Source organism: Neobacillus sp. NPDC097160 (assembly GCF_044762155.1).
Lineage (GTDB): Bacteria > Bacillota > Bacilli > Bacillales > Cytobacillaceae > Neobacillus.
Genome location: NZ_JBIWDU010000007.1, coordinates 226,109 through 244,681, shown reverse-complemented (window position 1 = coordinate 244,681; position 18,573 = coordinate 226,109). Strand labels below are relative to the sequence as shown.

Below are 18,573 nucleotides of genomic sequence, written 5' to 3'. Positions count from 1 at the left end.
TCTGTGGTTTTTATTCATGAAACCACACGGCATCTTTTTGTCTTTTTTCAAGAAGGGTAAAATCAGTTTCTAAAATCATGGGATTGCCTGAAATAGAAAGGATTATCACTTGAAGGCGTTTACATTTTCCGTTTAATATAAAATAACGAATACGTATCAAGGGGGCGGATAAAATGGAAATGGTAGGAAAGATTGTAATCTACATAATCATGGCATGTGCCGTGATGGGTGCATTTGCGGCCATTCGAAACAGTGATGATGGATTAGGAAAACAATTTATGGAAGGTTTGCATGCTGTCGGTCATATTTTTGTGCCTGCAGCAGGGATCATGGCTTCCATCCCGTATCTATCATGGTTTATTGACAAAGTGTGTGGACCGTTTTTTGCGGCAATTGGTGCTGATCCAGCGATTGCGGCTACGGCTATTTTAGCAACAGACATGGGTGGATATCAATTAGCCGAAGTGTTAAAACAAACGCAAGAAGGCTGGATTATGGCCATGATCGTCGGTTTTATGGCAGGTGCGACGATCGTATTTTCGATTCCAATGGGACTTGCCATGCTAGATAAGCGTGATCATAAATATATGGCACTTGGTGTCATGTCGGGGGTATTGACGATTCCAATTGGTGCACTTATTTCCAGTACGATTATTACTCTATCAAGCTCGAAATTTCGTGATTTCATTTCCACCAACGGGGAAGCAAAATACCAATTTGCTTTAGGATATGGAAAGATCCTTTTAAACCTAAGTCCGCTTCTTTTATTCGTCGTGGTTATTGCGGTTGGGTTATATTTCCTGCCGGATTTCATGATCAAGGCCTTTATGTGGTTTGGGAGAATAATGGATGCTGCGATTAAGCTTGTCCTTGTATTCTCAATTGTTGAAATATTCACTGGGCTGTTCACCAATATATTTGGAACTTGGGGCTTCCACCCAATCATGGCTGATAAAGCAGACCAATTCCGTGCATTAGAAACGGCCGGCTATATCGGGATTATGTTAGCGGGTGCATTCCCAATGGTTTATTTACTACAGAAATATGCCGGTGGTCCGCTTGAAGCAATGGGGCGTAAAGTGGGGCTGAGTAAAGAGGGAAGCGCGGGGATTGTTGCTACAATCGCCAATATCCTTGCGATGTTTAAGTTGGTAAAAACAATGCCGCCAAAAGATAAAGTTATCAATATTTCATTTGCCGTTTGCTCCGCTTTTCTATTAGGGGATCATTTATCCTTTACAGCGAACTTCCAGCCGACCTTGATTTTTCCGATTATTGTTGGAAAAATTTCTGCAGGTATCATCGGAATTGGGTTAGCCTATTGGTTATCAGTACCAAAGGCGCTAGAATTAGAGAAGAAGGACAGGGAGGCAGGAATAATTGGTAAGGATGAATATTTACCAAAGCAAGAAAATGCGAAAAAAGTAGGGTAATAGAGGTTGTCACAAAGGAGGTCCGTAATGATGAGTGAAGAGAAAAAACGATTTATCCAGGAATTTGTGCCGGGAAAGCAAGTAACATTAAGTCATATCATCGCAAATCCTGATCCTGATATGTTTGATAAATTAGGGATACAGCAAGCAGGCGCCATGGGAATTTTAACGTTGACACCAAGTGAAACAGTGATCATCGCAGCTGATTTAGCGACAAAAGCGGCTGATGTTCAAATTGGATTTTTAGACCGCTTTACTGGCAGTCTAGTCATTATTGGCAGTGTTTCTTCCGTGCAAATGGCAATGGAGGAAATTAACCGGTTCCTGTCCGAAATATTAAAGTACACTCCTGCACAAATTACAAAATCGTAGTGGAGGACCCCGGAGATGACGAATAAAAACAGGGCAATGCTTGTGGGCTCGATTGGTGCCGGAAAATCAACGTTAACCAATGCTCTTCTTGGACGAAAGGAGGAAGCGGTTAAAACGCAAGCGCTCATTTTTAATAAATGGATTGTTGATACACCTGGTGAGTACACGGAAAATCCTTTTTTCTATAAAAATATTATGGCCACGGCACTAGAGGTGACGCACGTTTTATATTTACAGGATGCAACGAAGCAAAAGACAATCTTTCCCCCGGGTTTTAGTACTGGCATCAATAAGCTGCCGATTGGAGTAGTCACGAAATGTGACTCCGAAAAAGCGGATATTGATGCAGCCATTAAACAATTGAAAAGGGTTATTCCAAAAGGACCCATCGTCCTCACCTCTTCTGTTACTGGAAAAGGATTACAGGAAATTCGTCATCTAGTAAAATGTAACACGATGCAAGAGATGCAAAAATATGCTGAGTCCATTTCTGAAGAGGTTGTAATTTTTTTATGAAACCCTTTACAAAAATGAAAATAAGGGCTATATTTTTAGTATACAAATGAATTTAGTAGGCAAAGGCGCCTTGTATGATCTGTCATGAAAGTGATAGCTCGTATGAGATGCCTTTTTTATTTTCACAAAATTGTGCAGCGCTTTTGCTTGTAGGAATTGAGGTGATTGTCATCAAAAGGTTCGAACCTCAAAAAGAGGATATTCTAAGTGCGGGTATAGACATCGGGACAAGTACGACCAAGATTGTCATTAGCAAATTCTCCCTTATGAATATGGCGGGCGGCATGCATATGCCCAGGATTGAGATTATTAATAAGGAAATCTTATATCGCAGCCCCATTTATCGAACGCCTTTACTCTCAACCACTACGATTGATAGTAAAGCGGTAGAAACCTTGGTAATGAAAGAATATGAACTGGCTGGAATAGAACCTAATGATATCCAAACCGGAGCAGTCATTATAACTGGTGAAACGGCTACGAAACAGAATGCTCAAGAAATGGTTCATTATTTATCAGACCACGCCGGAGAATTTTTGGTCGCAACCGCCGGGCCCGATTTAGAAGGAATAATTGCGGCGAAGGGTTCTGGGGCCTATGAATATTCGAAAAAAACAGGGAAAGTGATTGCTAATATCGATATTGGCGGAGGAACTGCCAATGTCGCTGTATACAAATCAGGGAAACTTTGCGGGACCTGCACATTACATATCGGTGGCAGATTAATAGAGTTTGAAGGGAATCAGATTAAAAGCATATCATCTCCGATAAAAAAATTGATTCAGCAGTGGGGCAGTGCAGCAGCAATTAAAGAAGGTGACCGTCGCGACTTATCAGTGATTCAAAAACTAATCGATTTTATGGCCGCTGTGATAGCAAGAATGCTGAACCGGAATCTATTGGAATCGGACCAGCCCTTACTTTTAGGACATGAACCGAATTGGCAGGAGGACATTGACGCTATCATGTTTTCCGGTGGTATTAGCGAATGCATCTACAAATATGAGAGCGTAATAACTGGGACAGCTCAATATGATGATATCGGTGAAATGCTGGCTGCTTCTCTGAGGGAAAGTCAAGAGCTATCTTCATGGCAATGGTTGAAGCCGGTTGAAACGGTTCGTGCAACGGTTCTTGGAGCAGGGACACAGACGACGGAAATAAGTGGCGCAACCATTCATGCCGAAAGTCATGATCTTCCACTTCGGAATCTTCCAGTTTATCAAATTCGACTGGGATATGACCTGGAAGACGGTATAAAGAGAATGCCTGAAGCTGTTCAAAATGCAATGGACATTTATGACCCACAGAGGGAGGGGCAAAACTTTGCCTTGTATGTAACGGAAATTCCTTATCTTGGATTTCGTGATGTTCAAGCATTGGCTACAGCGATTCTTCATGCAATGCAAATTAAACCAAACAAAAAACAACCCTTAGTCATTGTTTTGGAAAGCGATCATGCGAAGGTTTTGGGACAAACGATAAAAGTCCAGAATCCTGCCCAAAGTCAAAGTATTATCTGTATTGATCAAATTCAGGTTGAACATGGCGATTATATTGATATTGGACACTTGCTGCAAACAAGTGTTGTACCAGTGGTAATTAAAACATTGACGTTTCATCATTAAGATAGGAGTTTTTTCAATGAGGCTGCAAACAAATTATTTAGGAACAATCTATCAATTCACTTCCTTAAAAGACTTATTTGCCAAAGCGAATGAAGAAAAATCCGGAGATCGTTTGGCAGGATTAGCTGCGGAAACCGTTCAAGAACGAATTGCCGCGAAAGAAGTGCTTAGTCAGTTAACCCTATCGGTCATACGTGAAAACCCCCTGCTATCACCAGAAGAGGATGAGGTGTCACGCATTATTGAAGATCAGCTAAATGGACCTGTCTATCAATCGATTAAAAATTGGTCTGTAGCAGAGTTTCGAGAGTATATTTTGAGCGACACGACTACAGGTGAAGATTTAAAAAGGCTTAGCCGTGGATTGAATAGTGAAATGATTGCTGCAGTGGCGAAAATCATGTCCAATCTTGACCTCGTGCATGCGGCAAATAAAATTGAAATTTTAACAAAATGTAATATCACAATTGGCTATAAAGGGACACTTGCTTCAAGGCTGCAGCCAAACCATCCTACAGATAATGTAGAAGGAATGATTGCCTCTCTTAAGGAAGGCTTGGCTTACGGTATGGGGGATGCGGTCATCGGCATTAATCCGGTAGATGATTCAGTAGAAAGTGTGAAGCGCCTGCTCCATGCGACCCATAGCTTTATAAAAGAATGGGAAATACCGACGCAAAACTGTGTATTGGCACATGTGACGGCACAAATGAAAGCGATTGAGCAAGGGGCGCCGGCAGATATGATTTTCCAAAGTATTGCTGGTACCGAAATGGCAAACCGTTCGTTTGGAATTACTGCTTCACTGCTCGAGGAAGCGAACGATTTGGCTAAAACGTTAGGGACTGGAACCGGCCCGCAGCGTTTATATTTTGAAACAGGGCAAGGCTCGGAGTTGTCAGCTGAAGCACATTTCGGAATCGACCAAATGACACTTGAATCAAGAAATTACGGCTTTGCTCGTTATTATGATCCATATATCGTTAATACAGTGGTTGGGTTCATCGGGCCAGAGTATTTGTATAACAATAAACAAGTTATTCGTGCCGGACTTGAGGATCATTTCATGGGAAAAATGCATGGCATTCCGATGGGTGTTGATATCTGCTATACGAACCATATTAAAGCAGATCAAAATGATATTGAGGATCTTGGGGTCCTGCTTACGGCAGCCGGAGTAAATTTTGTGATCGCTGCACCAATGGGTGATGACTGTATGTTAAATTATCAATCACTAAGCTACCATGATGTTGCGACATTAAGGCAGACGATGAACAAACAACCATCCCCACTATTTGCTGAATGGCTTGAAAAGATGGGGATCTTTGAAAATGGAAAGCTAAGTAAAATTGCTGGGGATCCAACCATTTTTTCGAGATAGGAGTTGATTAAATTGAATCCTGAGCTAATTGAAAAAGTCACCAAACTAATCGTTGAAAAATTACAATCTCAAAATAGTTTAGAAGGAAACACGAAAGTAAACCGTGCTTCGCATGATTCAGCAGTAACATTTTGGGATCATACAACAAGCTCTAAACAGGAAAGTACCTTTCGTCCTGCTCCAAATGTGCCTAGCGTGAAAACAGAAGAAGGACAGGGGCTTATAGAATTCCAGAGATATGCTGAACCCAGACCGCTTGAAAAAATCGAGTCAGCTGGTAAAAAAGAAGAACAGCGTATGGAGGCAATTTATCCTTCATCAGGGGTTGAAAATCCATTCAATCCGGAAGAACTAACAGAACTAATCAGTAAAACGCCAGCTCGAATTGGGGTAGGTAGAGCGGGGTTACGACCGAAAACGGATACTTGGTTAAAATTCCGCTTTGATCATGCTGCGGCTGTAGATGCTGTTTATGGAAATGTAAATGAGGAGCTTTTAAAACGTCTTGATCTTTTTAAGGTTAGCACAATGGTTAATGATAAAGAGGTTTACATCAGGCGCCCTGATTTAGGGAGAAAGCTTTCGGATGAAGCGAAGAAAACGATCAGCGAAAAATGCCGAAAAGCACCAACCGTTCAAATTATTGTTTCAGACGGACTAAGTTCGAGTGCGGTGGAAGAAAATTGTGAGGATGTATACCTATCCTTACAGCAATCACTTATAAGCTTGGGACTTGATACGGGTACGCCTTTTTATATCGAAAAGGGACGGGTTGCCGTGATGGATGATGTTGGTGAATTGCTTCAGCCGAAGGTAGTCGTGTTATTAATTGGCGAGCGCCCAGGTCTTGTTAGTGCAGAATCTTTAAGTGCCTATTTATGCTTTAAGCCAAGAAAAGGGACAATCGAAGCAGACCGCATGGTGATTTCGAATATCCACAAAGGCGGTATCCCGCCTGTCGAGGCTGGTGCCTATTTAGGAACGGTTATTCAGAAAATATTAAAATATGAAGCTAGCGGAGTCTCGCTTGTTCAAAAGGAAACCTAGGGGGGTGGGAGTTTGGCTTTAGAACGTATTTACGCTGACATATTAGGAGTTCGAGTAATTCCAAATGTTGACCCTGATTTGGCGGAGCAATTTAACCTTGAACCGCACCAAAGAAGCTTGGCGATATTTACCTCAACCGTTGATGATATTGGGTATACGGCCCTTGATGAAGCAACAAAAAGAGCAGATGTCGAAGTGGTTTATGCCCGCTCCTTTTACGCAGGTTCCGGCCATGCCTCAGGACCCTTGTCGGGGGAGATGATTGGTATGATTGCAGGACCGTCCCCTGATGAAGTGAAAAGTGGTATGGAAGCAGTGCTCCAAACGGCAAAATCCGATGCCTTTTTCGAAGCGATTAATCACGAAAAAACGCATGCACTATATGCTCATGTTGTTTCAAGAACAGGTTCCTACCTTTCGAAGGAGGCAGGAATCACGCCGGGCGAGCCTTTAGCCTATCTTATAGCCCCGCCGTTAGAGGCGGTCTATGGCCTGGATGCTGCTTTGAAAGCAGCAGATGTTAAGCTTGTTAAATTTTTTGGTCCGCCGTCTGAAACCAACTTTGGCGGAGGATTACTGACAGGCACCCAATCGGCCTGTCAGGCAGCGGCAGATGCTTTCCGGGATGCGATTTTGGATATCGCCGTAAATCCGATTAAGTATTAAGAAGAGTTACAAAGGAGTGTGTAATGGTGCATTTTGATCAGGATCTCCAATCAATACAAGAAATGCGGGATGCCGTCAAACGTGCGAAAGAAGCTCAATTAACATACATGTCCTATTCACAGGAACAAGTAGATGAAATTGTTAGGCGTGTGGCACAAGCCGCATATGCTAAATCATATGAGCTTGCACAAATGGCGGTTGAAGAAACTGGCATGGGTATTGTGGAACATAAAAAGATTAAAAATGAAGTTGGTTCAATGGCTGTCTATGAATCGATAAAGGATGAAAAGACAGTTGGAATCATCCGGGAAGACCGTGTGAATAAAATAACGGAAGTAGCTTATCCATATGGTGTTGTTGCTGGGATTATCCCAACGACTAATCCAACTTCAACAGCAATTTTTAAAGCATTAATTTCATTGAAAACGAGAAATGCCATTGTCGTTAGCCCACATCCACGAGCGGTTAACTGTACGGTCGAAGCATTGAAGATTTGTCAAGAAGCTGCTGAACAAGCAGGCGCACCTGCTGGATTGATTGGCTGGATTTCCAAGCCGTCAATGGCTGCCTCGAATGAGTTAATGAAGCATCGTGATGTAAATGTCATTTTAGCAACGGGCGGAGGTGCGTTAGTCAGGGCTGCTTATAGCTCCGGAAAACCTGCCTATGGTGTAGGCCCTGGCAATGTTCCTTGTTATATTGAGAAAAGCGCAAATGTTGCTAAATCGGCAGCAATGATTATGGATAGTAAATCATTTGACAATGGTACGATTTGTGCAACGGAGCAAGCGCTGGTTGTCGATCGGAATATCCAGCAAATGGTGATTCGCGAGCTTAAGAAAAATGGTGCATATATGCTGAATGCAGAGGAGAAGGCATTAGTAGAAAAAGTCATTACGCTCACACCTGGACATTTAAATCCAGCGATTGTTGGCCAATCCGCGATAAAGATTGCTGAAATGGCAGGGGTTCATGTTCCGGCCGATACAAGAGTTTTAATTGCTGAAGAGACACGAATTGGAAAAGGTGTGCCGTTTTCCATTGAAAAACTGTCGCCGATTTTTGCCCTTTATACAGCTGAGAGCTATGAAGAAGCGAAAGAATATTGCTTAGAGCTTTTGAATCTTGGAGGTAGAGGGCACAGCTTGTCCCTTCATACGAATGATGATGCTGTAGCAAAGGAATTCGCGCTAATCATGCCTGTATCAAGATTAATGGTCAATACCCTTTCATCCATTGGCGCAGTTGGAGCCACAACCGGCTTAATGCCATCCTTAACACTTGGCTGTGGTTCATATGGTGGAAATATTACATCTGATAATGTGTCAGCGCGTCATCTTATTAATATTAAGAGAATGGCTTATGGAACTAAGGAAGTTTCCATTCCAAAACCAGCCGCATCAACAACTAAAAAAGAAGCGGCCGGTTTTCAGGAAATGGAGCAGATAGTTGACCAAGTCCTTAGACAAGTTGCACCAAAAGGTGAGGTCGATGCAAAGTTTATTGCTGAAATGGTCAATCAAGTAATCCAAAAAATATCAAACTAACAAATTAGGAGGAATGTAAAATGGCAAGAGAATTAACAGCACTAGGAATGATTGAAACAAAGGGTTTAGTAGCATCAGTGGAAGCAGCAGACGCAATGGTAAAGGCAGCTAATGTTCATTTAATCGGTAAGGTTCATGTAGGCGGTGGCATTGTGACTGTCCTTGTACGTGGTGATGTTGGTGCGGTTAAAGCAGCTACTGAAGCTGGTGCAGCTGCAGCTGAACGTGTAGGAGAGCTAAAGAGTGTTCATGTCATTCCACGCCCACACAACGAATTAGAAAGCATTTTACCAAAATTAGAGCTCGAACAATAATTTGCAGATTAATAGGTTAGGAGCATGAAACATGGATCAACAGGCCATTCAATCGATTGTGGAGGAAGTTGTTTCACGGTTAACGGGAGTATTCAAGAGAAATCACACCGTACCAATGGCTGTTTCTGCCCGGCATTGTCATTTAAGTAAAAGCGATCTCGAGACCCTTTTTGGTGAAGGCTATGAGTTGACGAAAAAGGCGGATTTATCACAACCGGGTCAATTCGCCGCAAATGAATCTATTACGATTGTAGGACCAAGAGGGAGCATTGAAAAAGTGCGCATTCTTGGTCCTGCACGTAATATGACCCAAGTGGAGGTCAGTCAAACAGATTCGGTCAAGCTGGGTGTAAAACCTCCTCTAAGGGAATCCGGTGATATATTGGGGTCCGCACCCGTCACGCTTGTTGGACCCAAAGGCAGCCTCTATCTAAAGGAAGGACTAATCATTGCGCAGGCCCATATCCACATGACGCCAGATGATGCGCTTCTTTTTGGAGTCGAGAATGGGGAGTATGTCAATGTAGAGGTGGATGGGGAGCGTCCTGTAACACTTGGGAAGGTTTTGATTCGTGTTTCCCCTAGGTACAAGCTTGAAATGCATGTCGATACAGATGAGGCCAATGCCGGCTTTATTACGGGTAAAACAACGGGTAAACTGGTCAAATATGAGGAAAGTAAATGTGATCCGAAAGCCAATTCTTCCGAGACTTTTTCCGTCAATCAGAATGTATCAGTTTCAACAGTCGCAACCACGGTTTCAAGTGTAAAAAAGAAAAAGCTATTAACGCAGAGAGATGTACAAACTTGCGGAGACGTTGAAATCGTGGTTGATCAATCGACTATTATTACCCCTTTAGCGCGTGATACAGCACGGGAAATGGGGAAAATCATCAAGGTAATTGAATCAAAAGATGCAAAAAGATAAATGCAAATGGGTCCAGTCATTAGTATCGTCTGGGCGACAAGGAAAGAGGTGAACGAACGTGGGTAGAGCATTAGGTATGATTGAAACAAGAGGACTAATTGGGTCCATTGTAGCGGCTGATGAAATGTTGAAAGCGGCAGATGTAACATTAGTAAGACAAGAAAAGGTAGATGCAGCACTTGTAACGGTTTTGGTCCAAGGGGATGTCAGCGCCGTCCAGGCGGCAGTTGAAGTGGGAAAAATGGCGGCGTCAAGAGTCGGTGAGCTCGTTTCCGCCCATGTCATTCCACATCCGGATGAATCCATCAAGGATGTTTTATTAAAGAAGGATGAAAAAGTGATTGGGTCTAGTAGTAAAAAGGAACCGCTTAAAGGAAATAAAGGGACTAATAAAAAGAAAACAGAGTTGCCTAAAGCAGCGGATGAAGGATCCCAAGTCAACAACGAGGAAATAAAATAATCTCTAGAGCTTACAACGAAATGTGTTGCAGACCATAAAATTGGAAGGAGGAGAAAAATTGGCTTTTACACGTAGAAAAATAGCTGTAATCGGAGCAGGATTTACAGGTGCAACGGCTGCTCTTATGCTGGCGCAAAAAGAACTCGGAGATGTTATTTTAGTTGACATCCCTTCGCAATCCAAACCAACAAAAGGGAAGGCACTTGATATGCTTGAGGCAAGTCCAGTTCAAGGCTTTAATGCGAAAATTACTGGAACGTCCAACTATGAAGACATTCAGGATGCTGACTTAGTATTAATCACCGCCGGCCTCCCGAGAAAGCCGGGGATGAGCCGGGACGACTTAGTAGCGACAAATGAAAAGATTATAAAAGAAGTTTCTGAGAAAGTAAAAAAGCATGCTCCTAACAGTTATATAATCGTTTTAAGTAATCCGGTTGATGCTATGACATATGTATGTTATAAAACGACTGGTTTTCCGAAAAACCGTGTCATCGGTCAATCAGGGGTATTGGATACAGCACGGTTCAATACCTTTGTTGCACAGGAACTAAATGTATCGATTGAAGATATTTCTGGATTTGTCCTAGGCGGCCACGGAGATGACATGGTCCCATTAGTACGCTATTCTTATGCAGGTGGAATTCCGCTTGAAAAAATCCTTTCACCAGAAAGAATTGAAGCCATTGTAGAAAGAACGCGTAAAGGCGGCGGGGAAATCGTTAACTTGCTTGGTCAAGGAAGCGCATATTACGCTCCGGCGGCCTCTATGGTTCAAATGGCAGAGGCAATACTTAAGGATAAGAAACGTATATTGCCTTCCATCGCTTACCTTGAAGGAGAATACGGCTATAGCGATATTTACCTTGGGGTACCAACAATTTTGGGCGGTAACGGCATCGAGAGTGTAATCGAAATTCCATTAACAAATGAAGAAAAATCTGCACTAGATCAATCTGTTCATTCTGTACAACAGGTAATGGCTATTCTAGCAACAGCTAAAGCATAGAAACGCGTATATAGGTAAAGAATTTTACGATAAAGCAATGGTGTCAGGCACCCTCCGATAATAGGATGGTCCCTGACACCATTTTTTTGATTCATTGCGACATTTATAGTCAAATCTAGCGTTTACCTACTATTTATGTCGATAAAAAAGCGGGACAAATTCACAAAGCTGTAACAGGTTAAAGGGAAAAATGGAAAAAATCGGTGATAATAAGAGTAGAAGAAGAGCTACTTTTATAGGCGGCAAAATGCGTTTCAAAACTAATTTTTAAGGAGGAGGACGATGAAAAAGGGAAATTTGATTGCATTGCTGTTAGCCGGTGGGAAGGGGACGAGATTACAACAGCTTACAAAAACGCTTGTAAAACCGGCCGTGCCCTTTGGCGGGAAATACCGCATTATTGATTTTGCCTTAAGTAATTGTAAAAATTCCGGGATTGAGACTGTGGGAATATTAACGCAATACAAGCCATATGTGCTCCATGCCCATCTTGGTCATTGCAGTTATTGGAACTTGTTTAGTCACAATGGTGGATTAACAATCCTTCCGCCCTATCAGCGCGGGGACTCTGGGGTGGAGTGGTATGAGGGAACCTCACATGCGGTGATTCAAAATATGGATTTTATTGAGCAATATAACCCCGAATATGTTGCGATTCTTTCTGCTGACCAAATTTATAAAATGGATTATTCATTGATGTTAGAGCAGCATATTGAAACAAGAGCGGATTGTACAATCGCGGTCGTGGAAGTTCCATGGGAAGAAGCATGCCGATTTGGTCTCATCAAAATTGATAAGAGAACCTATAAAATTGTCGATTTTGAGGAAAAACCGGAAAGTCCGACATCGAATCTCGCTTCAATGGGAATTTATATTTTTTCATGGCCGGTATTAAAGGAGTATTTATTGCAAGAGGAACAAAAGGAATTTACCCATCGAGACTTCGGCAAGGATATTATTCCTTCAATGTTGTGCGATGGATTGCAGCTTTATGCCTATTACTTTGACAAGTATTGGCGGGATGTCGGCACCGTCCATAGTTACTGGGAGGCGAACCTGGATCTATTAAGAGGTGAGAATAATATATTTCTGCAAAATCCTGAATGGCCAATCCATACCGTTGAAAATAATGAGCCGCCATTATTTTTAGCAGAAAGTGCAAAACTCCAGCAAAGTTTGGTTTCAGAAGGCTGTGAAATTTACGGCACAATCGAAAAGTCAGTTGTGTTTAACGGCGTAAAAGTAGGAAGGGGAGCAAGGATTAAAAACGCTGTGATACTGCCACATACGACGATTGAAGAGAATGTGTGGATTGAAAATGCGGTTGTTGGAAGTCAATCACTAATCAAGAATGGTGTCATCATTGTATCTAAGAATCCCGAGGTGCAGTTAATGGTTGTTGGAAATAACGAAATAGTTGATCCAACGATAAAGGATTTTGTTTCCAAAAATAATGTGATTTCGGTAATGTCGTAGCTTATAGAGGAAAGTAAATAATTTTATCATTGTGAAAAGTGTGTGAAGCTGCCATTTCATACACTTTTTTTGCCGGATTTCACTCCTAGTAATATTTCTAAAATTCATAAAATAATTTGTTTTCAATAAGTAAAATGGTAAACTAGTAAAAATATATTTTTCGAAGAGGAGACGGACAAAATGTTTAAAGCGATATTTTTTGATTTAGACGATACACTGCTTTGGGATCAAAAGAGTGTAAAGGAAGCGTTTGTGGCTACCTGTAAAGCAGCGGAAGACCGGTACGGAATTGATTCAGATCAACTGGAGGAGGCGGTACGGGAGGCTGCGAGAAATCTCTATGCTTCCTATGAATTTTACCCCTTTACGCAAATGATTGGAATCAACCCATTCGAAGGTTTATGGGGCAATTTTTTAGATGAAAATCATGATCATTTTAAAAAAATGAAAGAAACTGTTCCGGCCTATCGAAAGGAAGCCTGGACATTAGCGCTAAAGACAATGGGTGTTGATGACCCTGACTTTGGATTGGAGTTAGCGGAATGTTTTCCACAGGAACGCAGAAAAGTACCGTTTGTTTACGAAGAAACCTTTAAAACACTTGATGCATTAAAAGAACAGTATCAGCTCCTACTTTTGACAAATGGATCACCCGATTTACAAAAAACGAAACTAGAGATTACGCCGGAACTTGTTCCTTATTTTGACCAAATTGTGATTTCCGGTGATTTCGGCAAAGGGAAGCCCGATCCATCCATTTTTGAGCACGCCTTGTCGCTGATTTCGTTAAAGAAAGAGGAAGTCATCATGGTGGGGGATAACCTGATGACAGATATTCTTGGCGCAAATCGCGCCGGTATCACAACCGTTTGGATCAACCGCCACAACAAGGAGCGAAATGAAGTCATCCCTACATACGAAATTAATCATTTGGAAGAGCTCTTTCCTATCCTAGAGAAACTGGGGGATAATTTATAATAGTAGAAATTTGTCAAAAGGGGGTCTTATTTGAAACAAATTAAAAAGCATATAGTGTGCCTATAGAGAAAATTTTCAGTCAGTTCCTCATTAGTGCGGAGGCTGACTTTTTTATTTTTCTAAAATAACTTATGGTGATAGCTAAATTTCCTTTGATTTTTATGATAATCTTTGTTTTTATTTGAATAACAGTAAACTTTTGTCATTTCGAAATTGTCTAAATAATCCCCAAAATAGGTTGAATTTCTTTTGAGAGAATAGTATTATTAGTCACGGAATAGTTCGATTAAGGATGGTACAATACTACTATCAATCATTTTACATCAGGGTGGGACAATTTATATGCAAAATAAATTACCTTTTTCAAGGTATTTCATAATAGGAGTTATGTTGTTTGCCTTATTTTTCGGCGCTGGGAATCTAATTTTTCCAGCAGGTCTTGGGCAAATGGCAGGAACGAACATTTGGCTGGCAATTGGAGGATTTTTAATAACCGGAATCGGTTTGCCATTCCTTGGGATTTTGGCAATGGGCGTTTCCGGCAGTAAGAATTTGCAAGAGCTTGCAGGCCGGGTTCATCCTGTATATGGAATCATCTTTACATCACTGCTTTATTTAACGATTGGGCCATTTTTTGCCGCACCCAGAACAGGAGCCGTTGCCTACGATATCGGGATTGCACCGTTTGTTGGTGAAGGATTTGGGCAAGGTGGCTTAATTGTTTTCACATGTGTGTTCTTTATTGTTACACTTTGGTTTTCATTAAACCCCGCTAAGATCGTGGACAATGTTGGAAAAATTTTATCTCCAAGTATTATAATACTAATTTTTGTTTTACTAGTCATGGTGATTGTAAAACCAATCGGCTCAATTGGAGTGCCACAAGCGTCTTATGCAAACGGTGCATTCATGAAAGGCATAATGGAAGGCTATAACACGATGGACGCGCTCGCTTCACTGGTATTCGGGATAATTGTCATCAATGCGATTCGTTCAATGGGTGTAAGTTCTACTCGGGGAATCCTTTTAGCTTCGGCTAAGTCCGGGATTGTTGCTGTCGTTTTTCTCGGAATCATTTATGTTGGTATTGCCTATCTAGGGGCTACAAGCACGGAAGCATTCGGATTGTTTGATACAGGCGGCCCTGTTCTTGGCATGGCAGCATCCTATTATTTTGGAACATTAGGAACATTCATGTTATCCATTATTATTATCCTTGCCTGTTTGACGACGAGTATCGGCTTGATGACGGCATGCGGGGAATACTTCCATACACTGTTTCCTAAGGTGAGTTATAAAATGTGGGTTGCCTTCTTTTCACTGGTATCTTTTGTAGTGGCGAACTTTGGATTATCCAACATCATTCATTTCTCGATTCCTGTTTTAATGTTGTTATATCCATTGGCAGTCGCGCTTATGCTGCTAACATTTTTGTCTAAGCTATTCAACCATTCGCGATTTGTATACGTAGCAGCGATCACAGTTACATTTATGATCAGTCTGATTGACGGCTTAAAAACTTTCTGCCAGCTCCTTGAAATCGAATATTTTGGCTGGCTTAAATTGTTTGTTACATTTTATGAAAAGTCATTGCCATTATATCATGATGGACTTGGCTGGCTGCTTCCCGTTTTGATTGCCATTGTTATTTCCGGTTCAATCGTTCGTGTCAAGAATTTCTCCGCCATTCGATTTAAGAACAAAACAGAAGGTGCCCATTAACATCTCCACATGGTGGAGATGTTTTTTCTAGTAGGAAACATAGTACATTTGCAGGAAACAATAGCCAGATGACAGGTATATAGGTATAATAAATTTACTGAGTATTTACTGTTTTTAAAAAATGATGAAGAGGAATTCCAAATGAATGGTATAAAAAAAACTAGTTCCATATTTTTGCAGTGTATCATCGGTGTAGAAGTGCTCATTCTAATCACTGCCTTTCCTGTCTTATTTGCGAATCTAACCATTGATATAAAAGCATATTGTCATGCCATATATGAATTAAATATAAAGGTGTTTACTTTAGGAGATTTTTTAACAGCAGATGGTACCAATTCGTTATTTCCGTTTATTTTCGATCGCTATTTTGAGTCTATGAAAATACTTGGTTTAGGAATCGTGGCAGCATGTTTGATTGCTTTTCTCATTACATATCTAGCACTGATCTTGTTCCGAAAAAGAATAAAGGCTATTAAATATGTACTTGAGTTAGCAGAATCAATCCCCGATTTAATGTTTATTCTTTTATTACAAATGGCAGTCATTCTGATTTATCAAAAAACTGGAATCAAACTGGCTCAAGTTGTTTCGGTTAGAGAAAAGACCGTTTTGCTGCCGGTGATTAGCATAAGTATTCCAATAAGTTTTTACATAACAAAAGTCCTGATCCTACACATTGAGGAAGAACTGGAGAAACAATATATTACTTTAGCTAAAGCAAAAGGTTTGTCATTTCCTTACATATTGAATTTTCATATCCTCAGAAATATCGCTGATGGATTGTTTGGAAACTCAAAAACCATTTTCTGGTCGATGCTTTCAACCCTATTGGTGGTTGATTACTTGTTTAATATGAATGGCTTGCTCCGCGTGATGTTAACCGGAATTGATCCATTTATTATCGGCTGTATTTTAATCTTTGTCCCATTTTTTATTCTCTATCGAATCTATGAATGGATCAGCTTTGACAACAGAAAGGATATAGGGTAAATGGCTATTTTTTTACTAAAAAGAAAAAGATTTGTTGTTAGTGTACTATTTCTAGTTACGCTATTTTCTTGGAGTATCATAAATAAGGGGGAAATCCAGCAAATAAGGTTTCATACGGATAAAAATGGAAATCTCCTGGATGCCCCGCCATATCCACCATTAACCGTTTTTCTATTTGGGTCTGATAAACTAGGTTATGATCTTGGGCAAATGATGATCGCGGGGGCAAAATACACAATCGGAATCACCCTGGTTGTGACCATTTTAAGGATGTTTTTATCAATCATTGTCAGTGCCTTCATTTATCCATTAAAGCCTAGGATATACTCCGTTTTGAAAAGCACCTTTGAACCATTTTCAGTGGTTCCGCAAACCATTATTGCCTTTTTTATCCTTGTTAGTGTGTTATGGATGCCAATTGAAGGGTTTCAAACTCCTTTTTGGCAGCGGGCGTTATTTGAAACGATTATTCTAGTGATCATTGCCATCCCGAACCTCACGATTCAGCTTTCGGATGAAATGAGGCAGGTGGAAAAAGAACCATTTATAGAAGCTGCAAAAATACTTGGGGCACGTAGAATAAGCATCTTTTTTAAGCATATCGTCCCACATGTGTATGAAAAGTGGATTTTATTATTTGGGCAACAATTTATCCAAGCCCTGCAGCTGTTGGCCCACCTTGGCTTTATGAAACTTTTCTTTGGCGGCTCATACATTGCCTACGGTGATAGCAACGATCCACCACGCTCGATTTCGTATGAATGGTCAGGAGTTATTGGTGACAGCATTAGCTACATTTTTTCATATCAATGGATTATTTTAGTGCCTATTATGTTTTTTGTTTTAACAGCCATTAGTGTGGCCCTCATCAACGATTCTGTAAAAGCATTTTTTCAAAATAAGGAAGTAAATCAAGCTAAAAGGTGAACGCAGTGAATAGATAAGCTAACTCAATGTTTACATCTGATAAAAAACCAATTGGGGAGGAGAAATGATGCTGCGGAGAGTAATTGCCGTAACTGACGATGAGAATAGTGTGAAAAATGCGATAAAGGAAGTGTTACGATCAAAACATAAAGGCTATGAAGTTGCCCTTGATTTAACGAGAATCAAAGATAAAGATCGAAAAAAAGAAATCATGAAGCTATTAACAAAATATTAGCAAAAGGCAACGAGCCACTCCAAGTTTTTGGAGAGGCTCGTTTTTCAGTGAATAATCAAGTTAAATCATCAAACTTGAGTGTTAGTTAACGGTTATAACCTTTTCACTTTTTAGTAATGGTAATAGATGACGAACAGCATAGGCAAAACCATCTTCATCGTTGGTCTTGGTGATGATATCAGCTTGTTGCTGAACATGGAATGGGGCATTTCCCATTGCAACCGATGTATTGGCTACCTCAAATTGGGCAAGGTCGTTGCCGCCGTCACCAAAAGCAATAATTTCATCAAAGGATAGACCCATCATGTCCTGATAACGTAATAATGCCTTTCCTTTATGGGCCTCGCCTGATGTGATTTCCATATTATTGGGGAAGGAAGACGCCATCGTAATCGGAAATTTACCAGCTAGTTCGGCTTTTACTTCTGCAATTTTTTCGAGCTGGTCATTGTGAACCAAAGCAATAAGTTTGTAGATTTTGAGATTGTCTTTTTCAAGAATTTCATCATAATTGAACTCTTGAAAAAGGACATCAAGCTCATGTCTTAGTTTATCATGTAGCGGTGGCAATGTGGAAGGGAAGCCTCCATGATTTGTGTAAACAAGAATTCCAACACCTAATCTTTTTAATATCGAGAATATTTCTCTATAAATAGAAATTGATAGAGTCGCTTCAAACAACAACTCTCTAGTTTTGGAGTATAAGACAGAACCGTTGACACAAAAAATAGGAACCTCCAAATTTTGGATCGCCTTTAATTTAATCACATCTGCAAAGGCCCGGCCAGTGTTCATAATAAGACAATGGCCTTGTTCCTGTAATTCATTTAGGGCTTTCACATTCTCTGGGGAAATTTCATGCTTTGAGTTTAATAACGTACCGTCTAAATCTATTGATATGCATTTCATTGTTTGTTAAATTTCCTTTCCAAAGTATCATTTCT

At 40.7% G+C, this 18,573-nt stretch carries 18 protein-coding genes and 1 pseudogene; 18 read left to right on the top strand and 1 reads right to left on the bottom strand.

What is annotated here, in order from left to right:
• The first annotated feature begins 173 nt into the window (after nucleotides 1–173).
• From eutH to ACIQXV_RS12390, 18 genes and pseudogenes are all read left to right on the top strand, one after another.
• Nucleotides 174–1,433, top strand: a complete 1,260-nt coding sequence (gene eutH, locus ACIQXV_RS12475) for an ethanolamine utilization protein EutH (RefSeq protein WP_402959202.1) — start codon at nucleotides 174–176, stop codon at nucleotides 1,431–1,433.
• Nucleotides 1,434–1,463: 30 nt separating this feature from the next.
• Nucleotides 1,464–1,805, top strand: a complete 342-nt coding sequence (gene eutS, locus ACIQXV_RS12470) for an ethanolamine utilization microcompartment protein EutS (RefSeq protein WP_402959264.1) — start codon at nucleotides 1,464–1,466, stop codon at nucleotides 1,803–1,805.
• 15 nt (nucleotides 1,806–1,820) lie between these two features.
• Complete coding sequence (locus ACIQXV_RS12465; protein WP_402959200.1) at nucleotides 1,821–2,321, top strand: EutP/PduV family microcompartment system protein; 501 nt, start codon at nucleotides 1,821–1,823, stop codon at nucleotides 2,319–2,321.
• Between the two features lie 170 nt (nucleotides 2,322–2,491).
• Nucleotides 2,492–3,949, top strand: a complete 1,458-nt coding sequence (locus ACIQXV_RS12460; protein WP_402959262.1) for an ethanolamine ammonia-lyase reactivating factor EutA — start codon at nucleotides 2,492–2,494, stop codon at nucleotides 3,947–3,949.
• A gap of 16 nt (nucleotides 3,950–3,965) precedes the next feature.
• Nucleotides 3,966–5,330: an ethanolamine ammonia-lyase subunit EutB gene (locus tag ACIQXV_RS12455; RefSeq protein WP_402959198.1), complete on the top strand. Its 1,365-nt coding sequence runs from the start codon at nucleotides 3,966–3,968 to the stop codon at nucleotides 5,328–5,330.
• 12 nt (nucleotides 5,331–5,342) lie between these two features.
• Nucleotides 5,343–6,377 (top strand): ethanolamine ammonia-lyase subunit EutC, encoded by a 1,035-nt coding sequence (gene eutC, locus ACIQXV_RS12450; protein WP_402959196.1) that lies wholly within the window; start codon nucleotides 5,343–5,345, stop codon nucleotides 6,375–6,377.
• A 12-nt stretch (nucleotides 6,378–6,389) separates the two neighbouring features.
• Nucleotides 6,390–7,043, top strand: coding sequence for an ethanolamine utilization microcompartment protein EutL (gene eutL / locus ACIQXV_RS12445; protein WP_402959195.1), 654 nt, complete (start codon nucleotides 6,390–6,392; stop codon nucleotides 7,041–7,043).
• Between the two features lie 23 nt (nucleotides 7,044–7,066).
• Nucleotides 7,067–8,590: an acetaldehyde dehydrogenase (acetylating) gene (locus tag ACIQXV_RS12440; RefSeq protein ID WP_402959193.1), complete on the top strand. Its 1,524-nt coding sequence runs from the start codon at nucleotides 7,067–7,069 to the stop codon at nucleotides 8,588–8,590.
• Nucleotides 8,591–8,610: 20 nt separating this feature from the next.
• On the top strand, nucleotides 8,611–8,904 hold the full coding sequence (locus ACIQXV_RS12435; protein WP_402959191.1) for a BMC domain-containing protein: 294 nt from the start codon (nucleotides 8,611–8,613) through the stop codon (nucleotides 8,902–8,904).
• A 31-nt stretch (nucleotides 8,905–8,935) separates the two neighbouring features.
• A pseudogene (locus ACIQXV_RS12430) lies at nucleotides 8,936–9,583 on the top strand (phosphate propanoyltransferase); the annotation flags it as partial.
• 307 nt (nucleotides 9,584–9,890) lie between these two features.
• The gene (locus tag ACIQXV_RS12425; protein WP_402959189.1) at nucleotides 9,891–10,292 is read left to right on the top strand and encodes a BMC domain-containing protein; all 402 of its coding nucleotides are present in this window, start codon (nucleotides 9,891–9,893) and stop codon (nucleotides 10,290–10,292) included.
• Nucleotides 10,293–10,350: 58 nt separating this feature from the next.
• Nucleotides 10,351–11,301 carry a malate dehydrogenase gene (gene mdh, locus ACIQXV_RS12420; protein ID WP_402959186.1) on the top strand — a complete coding sequence of 317 codons (951 nt, stop codon included), beginning with the start codon at nucleotides 10,351–10,353 and terminating at the stop codon, nucleotides 11,299–11,301.
• A gap of 282 nt (nucleotides 11,302–11,583) precedes the next feature.
• The gene (locus ACIQXV_RS12415; RefSeq protein WP_402959185.1) at nucleotides 11,584–12,777 is read left to right on the top strand and encodes a glucose-1-phosphate adenylyltransferase; all 1,194 of its coding nucleotides are present in this window, start codon (nucleotides 11,584–11,586) and stop codon (nucleotides 12,775–12,777) included.
• A 180-nt stretch (nucleotides 12,778–12,957) separates the two neighbouring features.
• A complete protein-coding gene (locus tag ACIQXV_RS12410) occupies nucleotides 12,958–13,755 on the top strand; it encodes an HAD family hydrolase (protein WP_402959183.1) in 798 nt (265 codons plus the stop codon).
• A 342-nt stretch (nucleotides 13,756–14,097) separates the two neighbouring features.
• Nucleotides 14,098–15,477: a branched-chain amino acid transport system II carrier protein gene (gene brnQ / locus ACIQXV_RS12405; RefSeq protein ID WP_402959181.1), complete on the top strand. Its 1,380-nt coding sequence runs from the start codon at nucleotides 14,098–14,100 to the stop codon at nucleotides 15,475–15,477.
• 141 nt (nucleotides 15,478–15,618) lie between these two features.
• Nucleotides 15,619–16,467 (top strand): ABC transporter permease subunit, encoded by an 849-nt coding sequence (locus ACIQXV_RS12400; protein WP_402959179.1) that lies wholly within the window; start codon nucleotides 15,619–15,621, stop codon nucleotides 16,465–16,467.
• Nucleotides 16,468–17,394, top strand: a complete 927-nt coding sequence (locus tag ACIQXV_RS12395) for an ABC transporter permease subunit (RefSeq protein WP_402959177.1) — start codon at nucleotides 16,468–16,470, stop codon at nucleotides 17,392–17,394.
• Between the two features lie 64 nt (nucleotides 17,395–17,458).
• Nucleotides 17,459–17,629 (top strand): hypothetical protein, encoded by a 171-nt coding sequence (locus tag ACIQXV_RS12390; RefSeq protein ID WP_402959174.1) that lies wholly within the window; start codon nucleotides 17,459–17,461, stop codon nucleotides 17,627–17,629.
• A gap of 81 nt (nucleotides 17,630–17,710) precedes the next feature.
• On the opposite strand, the gene ACIQXV_RS12385 is transcribed toward ACIQXV_RS12390, so the two are convergent.
• The gene (locus tag ACIQXV_RS12385; protein WP_402959172.1) at nucleotides 17,711–18,538 is read right to left on the bottom strand and encodes a Cof-type HAD-IIB family hydrolase; all 828 of its coding nucleotides are present in this window, start codon (nucleotides 18,536–18,538) and stop codon (nucleotides 17,711–17,713) included.
• Nucleotides 18,539–18,573: the final 35 nt, after the last annotated feature.

What these genes read in the sequence shown, in the direction of transcription:
- eutH (WP_402959202.1), top strand. Translation starts at nt 174, where the DNA reads ATGGAAATGGTAGGAAAGATTGTAATCTACATAATCATGGCATGTGCC.
- eutS (WP_402959264.1), top strand. Translation starts at nt 1,464, where the DNA reads ATGAGTGAAGAGAAAAAACGATTTATCCAGGAATTTGTGCCGGGAAAG.
- ACIQXV_RS12465 (WP_402959200.1), top strand. Translation starts at nt 1,821, where the DNA reads ATGACGAATAAAAACAGGGCAATGCTTGTGGGCTCGATTGGTGCCGGA.
- ACIQXV_RS12455 (WP_402959198.1), top strand. Translation starts at nt 3,966, where the DNA reads ATGAGGCTGCAAACAAATTATTTAGGAACAATCTATCAATTCACTTCC.
- ACIQXV_RS12440 (WP_402959193.1), top strand. Translation starts at nt 7,067, where the DNA reads ATGGTGCATTTTGATCAGGATCTCCAATCAATACAAGAAATGCGGGAT.
- ACIQXV_RS12435 (WP_402959191.1), top strand. Translation starts at nt 8,611, where the DNA reads ATGGCAAGAGAATTAACAGCACTAGGAATGATTGAAACAAAGGGTTTA.
- ACIQXV_RS12415 (WP_402959185.1), top strand. Translation starts at nt 11,584, where the DNA reads ATGAAAAAGGGAAATTTGATTGCATTGCTGTTAGCCGGTGGGAAGGGG.
- ACIQXV_RS12410 (WP_402959183.1), top strand. Translation starts at nt 12,958, where the DNA reads ATGTTTAAAGCGATATTTTTTGATTTAGACGATACACTGCTTTGGGAT.
- brnQ (WP_402959181.1), top strand. Translation starts at nt 14,098, where the DNA reads ATGCAAAATAAATTACCTTTTTCAAGGTATTTCATAATAGGAGTTATG.
- ACIQXV_RS12400 (WP_402959179.1), top strand. Translation starts at nt 15,619, where the DNA reads ATGAATGGTATAAAAAAAACTAGTTCCATATTTTTGCAGTGTATCATC.
- ACIQXV_RS12395 (WP_402959177.1), top strand. Translation starts at nt 16,468, where the DNA reads ATGGCTATTTTTTTACTAAAAAGAAAAAGATTTGTTGTTAGTGTACTA.
- ACIQXV_RS12390 (WP_402959174.1), top strand. Translation starts at nt 17,459, where the DNA reads ATGATGCTGCGGAGAGTAATTGCCGTAACTGACGATGAGAATAGTGTG.
- ACIQXV_RS12385 (WP_402959172.1), bottom strand. Translation starts at nt 18,538, where the DNA reads ATGAAATGCATATCAATAGATTTAGACGGTACGTTATTAAACTCAAAG.